This window comes from Acinetobacter sp. A2, from assembly GCF_048537555.1.
GTDB lineage: Bacteria > Pseudomonadota > Gammaproteobacteria > Pseudomonadales > Moraxellaceae > Acinetobacter.
In genome coordinates this window covers 1735443-1749147 of the sequence record NZ_CP183239.1, presented here as the reverse complement: position 1 = coordinate 1749147, position 13705 = coordinate 1735443, and the positions used below count along the sequence as shown (strand labels likewise).

Annotated in this window: 10 protein-coding genes and 1 pseudogene; 4 read left to right on the top strand and 7 right to left on the bottom strand. The window is 38.9% G+C overall.

Annotation, left to right across the window (positions count from 1 at the left end; genetic code table 11):
* Positions 1–141: 141 nt before the first annotated feature.
* Complete coding sequence (locus ACNS8M_RS08335; RefSeq protein WP_005090874.1) at positions 142–486, bottom strand: helix-turn-helix domain-containing protein; 345 nt, start codon at positions 484–486, stop codon at positions 142–144.
* A gap of 145 nt (positions 487–631) precedes the next feature.
* Between ACNS8M_RS08335 and ACNS8M_RS08330 the strand changes: the two genes are divergently transcribed.
* Positions 632–955 (top strand): hypothetical protein, encoded by a 324-nt coding sequence (locus ACNS8M_RS08330; RefSeq protein WP_005090872.1) that lies wholly within the window; start codon positions 632–634, stop codon positions 953–955.
* Here ACNS8M_RS08330 and ACNS8M_RS08325 read toward each other — a convergent pair.
* The 6 genes and pseudogenes from ACNS8M_RS08325 to lipA form a co-directional block, all read right to left on the bottom strand.
* On the bottom strand, positions 946–4005 hold the full coding sequence (locus ACNS8M_RS08325; RefSeq protein ID WP_005090869.1) for a tyrosine-type recombinase/integrase: 3060 nt from the start codon (positions 4003–4005) through the stop codon (positions 946–948). The two genes, ACNS8M_RS08330 and ACNS8M_RS08325, sit on opposite strands and share 10 nt — an antisense overlap.
* A complete protein-coding gene (locus tag ACNS8M_RS08320; RefSeq protein ID WP_005090867.1) occupies positions 3998–6181 on the bottom strand; it encodes a hypothetical protein in 2184 nt (727 codons plus the stop codon). The genes ACNS8M_RS08325 and ACNS8M_RS08320 overlap by 8 nt, the downstream gene beginning before the upstream one ends.
* Positions 6171–6815: a hypothetical protein gene (locus tag ACNS8M_RS08315; protein ID WP_005090865.1), complete on the bottom strand. Its 645-nt coding sequence runs from the start codon at positions 6813–6815 to the stop codon at positions 6171–6173. The genes ACNS8M_RS08320 and ACNS8M_RS08315 overlap by 11 nt, the downstream gene beginning before the upstream one ends.
* Positions 6816–7033: 218 nt before the next feature.
* Positions 7034–7168: pseudogene (locus ACNS8M_RS08310) on the bottom strand (transposase); the annotation flags it as partial.
* Positions 7169–7499: 331 nt separating this feature from the next.
* Positions 7500–8591 (bottom strand): transcriptional regulator, encoded by a 1092-nt coding sequence (locus tag ACNS8M_RS08305; protein ID WP_419224706.1) that lies wholly within the window; start codon positions 8589–8591, stop codon positions 7500–7502.
* A 260-nt stretch (positions 8592–8851) separates the two neighbouring features.
* Positions 8852–9826, bottom strand: a complete 975-nt coding sequence (lipA, locus tag ACNS8M_RS08300) for a lipoyl synthase (RefSeq protein ID WP_092818107.1) — start codon at positions 9824–9826, stop codon at positions 8852–8854.
* Between the two features lie 342 nt (positions 9827–10168).
* Here lipA and ACNS8M_RS08295 point away from each other — a divergent pair, with 342 nt between their 5' ends.
* From ACNS8M_RS08295 to ACNS8M_RS08285, 3 genes are read left to right on the top strand one after another with little or no spacing between them, the layout of a single operon-like run.
* Positions 10169–11131, top strand: coding sequence for a thiamine pyrophosphate-dependent dehydrogenase E1 component subunit alpha (locus ACNS8M_RS08295; RefSeq protein ID WP_075166713.1), 963 nt, complete (start codon positions 10169–10171; stop codon positions 11129–11131).
* A gap of 15 nt (positions 11132–11146) precedes the next feature.
* Positions 11147–12166, top strand: coding sequence for an alpha-ketoacid dehydrogenase subunit beta (locus tag ACNS8M_RS08290; RefSeq protein WP_048881927.1), 1020 nt, complete (start codon positions 11147–11149; stop codon positions 12164–12166).
* A 1-nt stretch (position 12167) separates the two neighbouring features.
* On the top strand, positions 12168–13703 hold the full coding sequence (locus tag ACNS8M_RS08285) for a 2-oxo acid dehydrogenase subunit E2 (RefSeq protein ID WP_075175506.1): 1536 nt from the start codon (positions 12168–12170) through the stop codon (positions 13701–13703).
* The last annotated feature ends 2 nt before the right edge of the window (positions 13704–13705 follow it).

Sequence of the window (13705 nt, the reverse complement as noted above, 5' to 3'; positions counted from 1 at the left end):
GAATATAGAAATGCAAGATTTTCTTCTTCTGAGAGAATGGAGTTTAATTTTTAAAAAGAGACGAAGCTATTGTGCTCCTTAAAAAAACCACTTTTAGGTGGTTTTTTAATTTCTAGGTCTTTTGTTTAGACTAGGTATTATTTACCCTTCAGGTTTTGTGTGACCACTCTCTAAAGAAGTAATGAATCTCTCAATCATTCTACGTTCTACTTCAGGTAATTTTTGTAGAGTATTCATAATGGGATCTACACCGGAAGCACTCATTTTTTCACTGCGTCCAAGTATGTAATCTGCTGATACATTGAGCTCGACAATGAGTTTATAAAAATTTTCAAGAGATGGCTTACGCGAGCCCGACTCAAAATGTGCAATTGAAGTTACGGGTATTCCAGTTTTTTCAGCTAATTCTTGCTGTGTTAGTTTTCGTGTCTTTCTAACTTCTTTCAATCGAATTTTAAAATTATTCGACTCTAATTCAAATGCCATAAATACCGCCAAATAGACAATAAAAACTTGACGTTATAGTCATGTTTTTATATAAATATACACATAGTTTAGAGGCTAACTTGTTAAATCAGAAGCGACTAAATCATTACTTGATAAAAAATTAGATATAGAAGGTCAAACAGTCATGATGAACTATTCTTCGAGTCGTACTTCGACATCGATGCATCCAAGTATTCGTCATCTGAATATTCGAAATATTGCTAAAATAGTCGCCTCGAAAATTATTTGTAATACACAATTACAGCTGCAATATAATCCTGATTTTTGTAGGCAACTAGGCGTATCTAGCGATCTCAATACGCATATTGCCGTTGCATACTTTATCGATGATCGCTACTTTGAACATTACGGTTTTCAGTCAAAAGAATTAATTAACTTTTCAGATATTTATGCTCAACTGCTAGATGACTTTTATGAGTTTTCAGGCTATCAACCAGATCAACTATGATCTGGTTGCAACGGCGTACACACGATCAATAAAACGAGCATGCAATAGCGGAACACAGCTAATGCTTTAGCATTTTTTTGAGATACTAGTTCTAGCTTAAAGGAATTATTTAAACTGCTGTTGATACCGTCAGATTGAAGATTAAATGACAGTCGTTCCATCAGCTTTTCCTCACAGATTTCAGAAGATATTGCAATCTGCCAACAGCTTGCTGGAAATAAACCATAAATCCCTTTTAAAAAACGATTTGCTAGTCTTACATCATTCGATTTAAAGATTAATCCAGCGTGTGAAATATTCGCTTTCGTCTCAAAAATATGTATCGCATCTAAGATATTTGCATCATCACGTCTCAATTCATTGAGCTGTTTAAAAAAATATTCCAATAAACTTTTGTCCTCTGCAGTTTCAAGGTGCGGAAGTATGCGCTCTGATTTATCTGCATCCATGATGAAACGTGGACGATTCTTACGATTTTTGAGCTGTTTGAGCCTGATTATATTCCGTTGCCATAGCATGAGTTGTTCTATCGGAAAATCGTATTGTTGCGCAAGCAGTTGCGGTGTATATGATTGATCTAATTTTTTGAGAATTTTTGCGATTAGAGGGAATGGATAAGCTGACTTACTCGTTCCATAAATAAAATCGTTGTCCTCTGCTTGAACTAAATCAGCTTGAATCTTAGCTGTGTTGATGTATTCATAAGGCGTTGTTATAGATTTTATTTTTATTGTTCGTGCTATTTGTTCATCGTAATAACTCAGCGCTATTTGATGTTTTTGTGGTGGTTTTAAGCGAGGACAAATCTTATGAATAACAGCTCGATCAATAAGTGGGTCAAATTTTCTTAACTGGTAACCGGCCATCAGGTAAGCTAGATGCAAATAGCTCCTAAAGGTTTCAGTTGGGTCTATGTGGCCCAATAAATGGGCAAGTAGATACCAAGAGTTTTGAGGTGTGTTAGAGCGTAAGAGCTGACTACGAATCAAGTTGTAATGCTCATGTGAATAGTCAGTGAAGGTTGTTACAAATTTGTAGTCCATGGTCAAAATCATGGCTAAATTGTTCGTCGCACTATGTCGCAGCGAGTGAAAGCTATAGCAATGATTTGGCAAAATAGCATCAAGTAACTTTTGAAAAGGCGTGGTGACCAAGTAGGGTTTGATACGTCCCGCACTATTCCAAAGAGTAAATAGGTAGTCATTGGATGAATAAGCGCTACGACGTGCCTTGCAGTATTGCTGAAATTTAAGATGTTCTTCTTCGCTTAGTAAAATTTGAACGTTGAGATTACGCTCAGCACTATCCGTTTTAAGAAAATGCTGTTGATGCTTCGCACGATATGGACGTATCCAAATTGAACTCGCTTTGACACCTTCCACATCCTTGATTCGCATACCGAGGATTTCATTAATGCGCATGCCCGTACGAAAAGCTATCGTATATACGATACTCAGCATTTCTAAATCATGTGCGGTGTAGCTGGAATGTTTATATTGACTAAGCTGACTGAGTAGATATTGAAAAGTTTTTCCTGAGATAATTTCAGCTTTGGGTGAATGAACACGTAGTCCCGCACCGCTCAAAGGGAACGATTCAGCATTAAATAGCATCTGTTGGAATTGATGGAATCGTTTTAGGAGATCGAATTTTTGTGATCTAGATTTGCCTACCCCAGTTAACATACGGCTATAAATCGTTTCTAAATGATTATTGAGATTAGGTTCTTCTATAAAATCATTACTGTGTAGCAACCATATTTCAGCAAGTTTTGTGTAGTAGCTATATATTGAGCTATGACGAATTTTTTGCTGTTGAGCGACATAGCGTAAATACTTATTATGATCGAGCTGATAAAGCCTACAGATCGATTCGATATCATCTACGGCAGGATGAAACAAGCTATATAACCAAAGTCCGAGCCGCTTCGCATTTTCTGGAAGATGGTCCTGCTGGTTCAGTAAGAAGTTTCGTAGCTCCACTGTGATCTGATCACTATTTCTAAAAAATTTTAAAATTTGTTTATGCAATCCAATCAATGAATCTAGAGAATGATCTTTGCAGGATTGTTCTTCTTTTTCTGCTGAATTTATTATTTTAGGCAGAGGTTCTTCAGCTTTTTGTGAATCGAAAATAGCTAAATGAGGCGTGAGATAACGTTTAAACGCACTTAGACTTAAGCCACAAGTCTCAATCTCTTCTGATAAGCAAAGACTTAGCGCAGGACTTAAATCAACCATTTCTAGTTGCATCCATGACTGACTAGCCATCTCTAAGAATTGTTTGAATTGCTTTGGGCTTAACGGAAGTGCTAGTGCTTTAAAAATACAATTGATATACGTGTAACAATCAGATTGGATATCAATTTTTTGTGTTTTAAGTCTCGCAATCCATAGCAGTGTTAACCGGTCGGGCACAAAATTTCTAGATTTTCTTAAGGGACATTTAGGGTCATATAAATCACCATACTGAGGTGAGAGTGGTTCTAGAAAGATCAGGGGGATCTGTATTTTTGGAATCTGATCAATCGAACTTTGCTGTTTTAAGTGTTCGAGCAGAGCTTCAAGGCTAGAAAGGCTTGATATCCCACCATACAGAATTGCGCAGATCAGTATATTTCCAATGCTTTCATCGGCAGTAAAGTCATCCGTCGTATACCAGTATCTTAAAAGTTTTTCTTTGATCAGTGAGATGGATTTAGATTGTTCTAGCCAAGTCTCATTGAAAAGCAATGGCGTGCGTTGAATAGAGACGAGATGTTGAGTAGGTAGTGGTAAGTCTGCATCATTTGTGTGATTGTATTGAATAATACGTTTACGGAATTGCTGATAAAACGTCTTTTTTAGAGCAAAACTATATTGATGTTGATCCAAGTGTTGGCTAACTTGCTCAAAGAGCGTGACTATACTTCCTGACCGCTGTGCTTGCTGTAATTGCTCGAACGACAGAAACTCATCGATGATCGCTTGAATTTGTATACGCTCTTTAATTCGCTTTTGGTCTCTGTTGTTAGCACGGCGTTCATGTGCATACTTTGTTTGTTTAGGCATGTTCGTACATTCCATCAATATTGTAAAAGTTCTGCATTTCATTGAGATGAGTTGCGATGGTTCTATATTGTTGAAGAGACAGGCTTGAGAATTTTTGCCCCATTTCTTGTTGATTTTGTTCATGTCCAAACGTGGCTAAAATTAAATTTTCATCTGCTTTTTCGGTGAGATATGCACGAGCTGTATGCCTAAGCCAATTTGCGTGGTTGAGCTGCATCACATGAGTAAATGAGCTTATAAGATGGGGGCTAAGCTCTTGCCATTCGCCATGTTGATAAACACTCAACAGAGGCTTTTTACTGCTTAAAATCTCTTGAATGTGTGATTGATGCTCTGGATGCAGTTGTTGGAATTCTCTTAAATAGCCAATAAATTGACGGACTTCTTGAACTGCAAAATCACATAACGGGATTAAGCGACCATCATTTATTCTTGAGTGAATTTCTTTATCCGAGACCCAAAGCCATTGCTGTTTTAAATCGAAGTTTCGTAAGAACCCAGGGAATCCATTCACAGGTCGAGCCGCTGTAAAAAGCAATAAAATATGCCAAAGCCAAATGTTGTAGTGATTGAACATCTCCAGCATTTGGCTACTGTGTCGGGCTTGAATGATCTGATGTTGTAAGTAGGCAAATATAGCCGTTACTGTTGCAGGCTTGGGAGCTTTACAACTACCAAATCTAAGCTCGGGATCGGAAGTAAGATGAATTTTTTTTGCTAAATCACGAGACAACTGTTCTACCGTGCTTTGGTAATTCTGTTGCAGGCGGTATACCGGATACGAGCAATATGAAATAGACACCGATCGATTGGCATCTATGCCAGTCAGAATGTCAGCGAGTTGCTCGTTATTGGTATGTCTATAAATACAATGATGTAGTAACACACTTATTTTTTTGGTTGATAACGATGGAATAAAGAGTTCTTCACGGCATTTCTTTAATGCTTGATTGACTTGCTCTTGGCTCACAATTGGAGACTGTTTTAGACCGTCTACTAATTCTTTAATGAGTGGTAAATCGAAATAGGTCACTTGATTGAGTAATTGATTTTTATATTCAAAGTCAGCATTCTCAAATAGCGTGAACTTGGAACGTATAAAATATTGATCGTTTTCTAAAATGATCTTCTGTCGTTTATTCAGTGCATAGCGCTGTTTGGACTGTAGATATAACCATTGCTCAATAGGAACACCACTCAGGAAACTGAGTAAGATAAAAAGATACGCTTTATTTTTTTCTGGATGAGCCAAATACACTTGATGGCAATGCTCTACCAATAAACTTAAGCTATTGAAGTCTGGATAATGCTTACTACAGCTAAAATTATGTTGCTGTCTAATGATGTGTTGTTGTGTCAGTTTACTTACTTGATGTTGCAAATAACTCGATTGGCTTGCTAACGGCGATACCTGCGCTGTATTGAGTGAGTATTGCTGATTTGGCTGTTCATCCTGTAGTTCCTCATAAAATAGAGTTGGATGCTGTTTCTGGGGCATGTCGTATGGACAGTATAAAATTGCACTGTGCTCATCAAGATAATGTGGATCATCGATGTGCTTAGGTGGTGCTGAGTAATTTTTCTTGGGTTTAAGTGCTAAGACATACTCATAGAATCGTCGTATATCAAGCAGCAATAGATATTGAAAACGATTGAGCTTAGAGTCGTTTTCTAATTCTCGTAAATTCTTTACGAATTGCGCTAATGGAATTTCATGGCTAGGTAGTTGGTTCCATAACCATAAATATTCCTGTTGATACTTGCTCAGCTGTTGTCCTTGTCGTGATACGGCATAAGCTTCGTTCGCTAATCGAAATCTATCAAGAACTTTAATAATCGTGTTTTGATGGTCTTTTTCGCCCTTATTAGGGATAGATTTAAGAATACAGGCTGCATGTAAATTATTCACAGCCCATCGTTGTATGACAGCATATTCATGCTGATCTACTGAATAGAGATAGGCACAGATTGGATGTTTAGAAACACTTGAGGGTCGAGGCAGTTTTGTTGGGAGTTCAAACCGAGAGTCTGCATCGAAGCTGATGGTGGTATTGAATAAGGATTTTAGCTCAGGGATTAAGACAGCATGTATTAAGTGCTGTGCGATAGTATTTTGATAGCCCTGATCAAACCATTCATGATCTAGCATTCGTTCAATGATGTTTTCAATTTTCATGGGTTAAATTCCAAAATTGTGATGCACATGGTTGTGCGCTCGTGAGTGCTTTACATTTATTTTTGAGTGCTTGAATTCGTAGATCGTGAGCGCCGTTGATTTGTTTTTGGCGATAAAGCAGTTGATTACGGCTACAGTCGATCAGCTTAGCGAGCAGGTCTAGAGAAAGACTGCATCTCGGCTTGTCATAAAGCTTTTGATTCACATCGTAAATTGCTTGTTTCGATAGCGACTGATTTAAGTTTTGAAGTAGCCTATCGGGGTTAAGAACCTGTGGATTGATCTTAAGCTCAGTCATTAGCTTAAAGAGTGAGTTGCTGAGTTGATATTGAACCTGAACGAGGTCTATATCAGCTTCTTGAATGGGACGGGCTTTAACTCGAATGTTTTGTTGTTGTGCCATATAAACAAGCAGAAAGTTATCTGTTGCGAATAACTCAGCTTGAGTAAGCTTAGTAGTAGACACTAGGTTTAGGTCATGCTGAAAGTGTGTTGGCAGTTGTGATGCATTTAAAATCTGGGCATAGCATTGGTAAATTTTGAACAGAGGCGGGTAAGGGCGGATTATGCCCCCCTCGCAATAAAACGCTCTTTGACTGGCTAGTGGAGTATTTACTTTTTTTGTAGGCTTCATTTATTCGCCCTCCTGATGTTTTTAATTTAAATCAAGAAGGACAAAAAATTTTAATTCTTATAAAAAGGTCAAGAAATTGGTTATAAATGTGGATGGTTTTTGATGAATTTGAAAAATTCAAAGTGGGTGAAAAATAGGGCGTATTTGGAATTTTTATTTTAAGTTATTGATTTTATTTGATGCGTATGTGACTGGTTTCATCGTGTTTTGTATTATCCATGTTGCAAAGCGACCGAAGCAATTGAAACGTCCGGTGCTTTACAAGCCTGAACGATCTGCTGTTTAAATTCAGCACTGTATGTTCTTCGTTTTTTCGCAAGAGATGCGATGGATGTCTGGTGATTTGTAGTCATAAATTTTAGTCCCCACTTGTTTTTAAGTGGGGACTAAATTAAGGCTTATAGGATGAATTCATAAGGTGTGTTCAGCGGACGCTTACTGTAAAGGCGTCAGGTAAGAATTAGGAAGGCGAACAACAGTGAACTGCCGCTCAAGTGTCGAAAGTACTCAAATGACATCAAAACCGGGGATGGAAGTTACCCCGCGATGGCTTTGTTGCACAAAGATTTCATAACTATATGATTTTAAAAGTTTTTATTATTTTTATGATCCAAAATTAAATTTATTTAAATCAGATGCTTACATATTTATGCAACATAGCCGAGTTGAAGCAACAGATCAAATCTAAATCAGATTTGAAAAATAATTACGGTGGATACTGTCCTGTGGTAATAACTCTAATAAACGCTGTACCGCATCAATTCGGTCATGTGTTTGCCCAATAATTCTTAATAATTGATCGATATCCTTTATTTGATAGATCAACTGGCTTAAACGGGCATCAAAACAATGTCTCCAAGTGCTGAGTAAAGGGCTTTCTGATTTAGAGAGAAAGCTACCTTTATATAGCGAGAATGTACTGGAAATAAGATTTGCATTTAATGATTGTTCAGCACGTAAAAAATCACATTGGACTTCACAGCTAAGCCTATAAATGCGAGCCTCAATTGAATGAGGTAATAGGCTACGAAGTTGTGAAAGCTCAGCCTTTAGGGTTTTTAGGCTGACACTACGCTCACCATAAAGGGCATAGTGTAACTCTTCTAAGCCAATGCCATGGGGATGCAAAGCTAAAATGCAAAGTATTTCAATTTGACGGTGACTCAAGTTTAAAGTTTGCCCATTAAATTGAACCCAAGGCGAACCTAGCGCTTTAATGTATAAAAAATTTTGCTGTTCAAACTTTATGGCACGCTGTATTAAGTCTGCACAGCGTTCCACAGCAAGAATGCCTAGAGGGGTATGTTTTTTATATTTTGTGGAAAGATTGATAATGCCATGAAATTGACCTGAAGTCGGATCCCAGATAGGTGCTGCATAACAGACCCAATCACGAACGCTGTCCATTTGGTTTTCATGAGAATAGACGCAACTTGATATTTGGCTGTTTAACACCATACCAATCGCATTGGTTCCAACTGCCTGTGTAGACCAATGTCCGCCCTCAATAAAATGAACTTGTTCAGCAGAAGAAAGCATCGCTGAACTACTCCATGTCCACAAGAGAGTCCCGTGATGATCTGTAAGACCAATCGCCATATCTGAATCATTTGCTATTTTGAGTAAATCTGCATAATTATGCTGAATAGAACGGCGGAATAAAGACGTTTTATTTTCTTGAGGCAATGCTAAAACAGGGGCAGCATGCACAGTAGTTTGATTAATTAAATGGGTTGTTTGCAGCTTTTTTGCAGGTGCTGTATTGAACAGGTTCATATCATATTCCTTTATGATGAGACTGTAATATTTTAAAACTTTTAGAAATAAGCTTCCAAATTTATAGTGATTTACGTCATTTCTTCTTGCTTCGATTTTAAATGCTTTTATCTTTGCTTGATTAAATCATATCTTTTGGCTTTACCAGTCCTTGAGTTACTTTAAAAGGGTTCTTATGGGCTGAAAATGACTATTTCCATCTGAAATGTTAATAAACGTAACCGTCATATTTATCAATGAAGCATGTAAATAATGAAAAGTCATTCACGTATATATGGGGCAGGTACAGACTCTCCATAATACTGACGGTCTGCAAAATAACTTGATCGTACTAATGGCGCACTCCAAATATTTTTAAACGCTAAGCGCTCTCCATGTGTTTGATAATGCTTAAACTCTTGCAACGTAACAAAACGATGAATTGGCGCATGAGACTTAGATGGCTGTAAGTATTGACCGATTGTGACATAGTCAACGTGGTAATCTTTCAAATCATTTAATAAGACAATAACCTCAGCCTCGACTTCTCCTAAACCGACCATCAAACCGCATTTGGTTGGAATATCGGGACAGTAGTGTTTAAATTTCTTGAGTAAATCCAATGAATGCTGATAGTTAGAGCCTGGTCGCATGGCTTTATACAGACGTGGCACGGTTTCAATATTATGATTAAAAACATCAGGTGGGTTTTGGCTCAGAATCTTCAGGGCAATATCTGCACGACCACGAAAATCAGGAACCAAAATTTCTATCAGAGTCTCTGGACTGGTTTGACGAATTTCTCGAATGCAATCTGCAAAATGCTGTGCACCACCATCTTTTAAGTCGTCTCGATCAACAGAAGTAATCACGACATACTTTAAGTTTAGATTCTTGACTGTTTCAGCCAGATGCTTTGGCTCATTAGTATCTAGGATATTAGGACGACCATGTGCGACATCACAGAATGGGCAGCGTCGAGTACAAATATCTCCCATGATCATAAACGTTGCAGTCCCTCCGCTAAAGCATTGTGGCAAATTGGGGCAGGCCGCTTCTTCACAAACCGTATGTAGTTCCTGTTGTCGTAATAAATCCTTAATGATTTGAACTTCCTCAGGTTGACTAATTTTAGTCCGAATCCATTCTGGCTTTTTCGGTGTCGTTTCCGTTGGAACAACTTTAATTGGAATACGCGCCATTTTTTCAGCGCCACGTAGCTTCTTTCCAGTTAATACTGTGTTATTTAAATCCATTACAAACACTCCATCATTTAAAATAATTAATATATACCCTGATATTAAATAAACTGATTTAAATGAATTAATAATATTAAAACAGGGCAAAAAACTTATCATATAAAACAAAGGTTGGTTAAAGGTTTGTTTTTGTATGTGATTGAACTATTGTAAAATTTTACAAAAATTTTTAATTTCATAACCTTCTGTTTTTAATATTTATCTCATCTTTTTATGGATTATATTTTTTTAGTCTAATATGAAATTAAGTAAAAATATTCTTATATAAATATACGATTTAAAAATCCAATTATTCAATTTTGGATTTTCTTTTAAGCGTAGTAAATAAGGAACAAAGATATGCAATTAACGGAAGAGCAATTGCTAGCAGCATACAAAAGAATGCGCGACATTCGTGAATTTGAGGATCGACTTCACGATGAAAACAATACAGGTGATATCCCAGGTTTCATCCATCTCTATAGCGGTGAGGAAGCTGTTGCAGTAGGGATTTGTGAAAATTTAACAGATAAGGACTTCATTACATCAACACATCGTGGTCACGGACATTGTATTGCTAAGGGCTGTGACATTCACGCCATGATGTTAGAAATTTTTGGCAAAGATGATGGTTTGTGTCGTGGTAAAGGCGGCTCAATGCACATTGCGGATTTAGATAAAGGCATGCTCGGTGCAAACGGTATTGTAGGTGGTGGTCCACCTTTGGCTATTGGGGCAGCTTTAAGTGCTAAAACACTCAAAAATGGTGGGATTGGTCTATCTTTTACTGGTGATGGCGGTTCAAATCAGGGCTTAACTTTTGAAGCCATTAATATGGCTGTTGTGTTAAAGCTTCCTGTCATTTTTGTTTTTGAAAATAACGGTTTTGGTGAAGGTACTGCACATGATTATGCCGTAGGCAGTAAAGATATTGCAGGCCGAGCAGCAGGTTTTGGCTTACCCGCTGAAAAAGTAGATGGAACAGACTTTTTTGCTGTGTATGAAGTTGCACAAAAAGCCATTGAACGTGCCCGCCGTGGTGAAGGCCCGAGTGTGATTGAAACGGTAACTAACCGATTTTATGGACATTTTGAAGGTGATCCAGGGCTTATCCGTTCTAAAGAAGAACTGGATTACGTCAAAGAACATAAAGATCCATTGAAAATATTCCGCGAAAAAGTCAAAGACAAAATTGACGAAGCCAAACTCGATGCGATTGACGCCCAGTCTAAAGCCAATGTAGACGATGCCGTTGCAAAAGCACGCGCAGCTAAGTACCCAGAAGTCTCTCAGTTACTTACTGATGTTTACGTCTCTTACTAAAGGAATAGTAGAAAAATGCCAAATAAAAGTTATCGAAACGCGATTAAAGAAGCAATTGAATTAGAAATGCGCCGAGACCCAAGTGTCATTGTGGTCGGTGAAGATGTTCGTGGTGGGCATGGTGGCAAAAATACCGATGATAATAAACTGGAAGGTTTTGGCGGTGTACTTGGTGTAACCAAAGGCTTATGGACTGAATTTGGTTCTGAACGAGTCATTGATACGCCAATTACAGAATCAGCGATTATTGGTATGGCGGCAGGGGCTGCTGCAACGGGTTTAAGACCTGTGGCAGATTTAATGTTTATGGATTTTTACGGCGTGTGTTATGACATGCTGTATAACCAAGCAGCTAAATTTCGCTACATGTTTGGCGGCAAAGCCAAAGCGCCACTCGTTGTACGTGGCATGATTGGTGCAGGTTTTTCCGCAGCAGCGCAGCATTCTCAGTCGCCATATAACGTGTTTGCCTCAGTGCCTGGTTTAAAAGTGGTGGTGCCTTCAAGTGCCTATGATGTAAAAGGGTTGTTGATTCAAGCCATTCGAGATGACGACCCAGTAGTCTTTTGTGAACACAAGTTGTTGTACGACATTAAGGGCGAAGTGCCAGATGAGTCCTACACTATTCCTTTTGGTGTCGCAAATTACACCCGTGAAGGCACAGATATCACCATTATAGCCTTAAGTTTGATGGTGCATCGTGCCAATGAAGTCGCTGATAAGCTCGCAAAAGAAGGCATTTCGGTTGAAGTGGTTGACCCTAGAACCATTTCACCATTAGACGAAGATGGCATTTTAGAGTCAGTAGCTTCAACAGGTCGTGTGGTGATTGTAGATGAATCAGCAGCACGTTGTGGTTTCGGACATGATGTGGCTGCGCTTATTGCCCAGAAAGGCTTTCATTATCTTAAAGCACCAATCGAATTAGTCACTCCACCACACTCACCCGTACCATTTTCACCAGTACTAGAAAAAGAATGGCTACCTAGTGTAGAACGCATCGAACAGGCTGTACGCAAGACGTTGGAGGCTTAGGATGAGCGAAATTAAAACTTTAGAAATCCCAAAATGGGGTTTGTCCATGGAAGAGGGTACGATTGCCCAATGGCTGATTGAGGAAGGTACCCAATTTAGTAAAGGACAGGAAATTTGTGAAATTGAAACCACAAAAATCGTCAATGTATTGGAGGCACCTTTTGATGGCCTGCTACGAAAAATTATTGCTAACGATGGTGACACACTGGTCGTAGGTGGAATCATTGCAATTTGTGCAGACGCTCAAGTTTCCGATGCAGAAGTTGAAGCATTTGCACAGTCTTTAGGTGGAACACCTGCTGTAACTGAAAATAAAGCGGTAGCAGCGGTTCCTGAAAAAGTCGATGTGGCTCAAGTTGAAACCAAAGTACAAGCTGCTCCTAAACAGAACAGTGTTGGTAATGGATCAAAAGCGGTGACTCAGGGCGGATATTCTATTCCTGATGAGTTACAAGGCTACCAACAAAGCGATGATATTTTTGCAACGCCACATGCCTTGAAATTGGCTGAAAAGCATAATGTAAACTTGGCTCAGATTACGGGTTCTGGACGTGAAGGCCGTATCAGTGTTCAAGATATTCAGGCCGCAGTTCAAGCTGCTGGTGGTTCTTGGCCAGATGTACGTCATCAAGCCAGCACGAAAGCCGCGAAATCTAAAGCAGATGATAGTGATGTTCTAGCGACACCTGTTGCCCGCCGTTTGGCAAGACAATGGGGCATTAATTTGCATGATTGTCGTGCATCGGGTTCACGTGGACGAGTCTGTAAGGAAGATGTTGAAGCTGTATATCAACGTGAAAACCCTGTACAAGCTCAACATGCTGATCATGCGCATCCAGCAGAGTCCGCAAAATTCACTACTGTAGCTATGAATGGTATGCGTAAAGCAATCGCTGCACGGCTACAAGCGGCAAAACGCAATGCACCACATTTTCGCTTAACGATAGACTTAAATGTTGAGTCGGTTCAGGTTTTGCGTCAGCAAATTAACAGTACTGTACCGCAAGTCAAACTGTCCATTAACGATATGCTGATTAAAGCTGCTGCTGCTGCACTGATTAAAGTTCCACAAGTTAATGTTCAGTTTGATGAAGAGAATCAGCAGATTTTACAGTTTGAACAGGCTGATATTTCGGTTGCTGTAGCCATCGAAAATGGACTGATCACGCCAATTATTAAAGCAGCGAACCGTAAATCTTTGGCGCAAATTTCCAATGATATGCGTGATCTGGCGACACGTGCCAAAACTGGAAAATTGGCACCTGATGAGTTTCAAGGGGGCAGTTTCAGTATTTCCAATTTAGGCATGCTTGGTATTCAACAGTTTGATGCCATTATTAACCCGCCTCAAGGTGCAATTCTAGCCTTAGGTGCAGCAGAGAAACGTGCTGTCGTTGAAAATGATGAGATTGTTGTTCGTGAAATGGTGACCGCAACATTGTCTTGTGATCATCGTGTCATTGATGGTGCGTTGGGTGCTCAATTCTTATCGGCATTTAAGCAGTTTGTCGAAAATCCTGCATTAATTTTGGTGTAGGA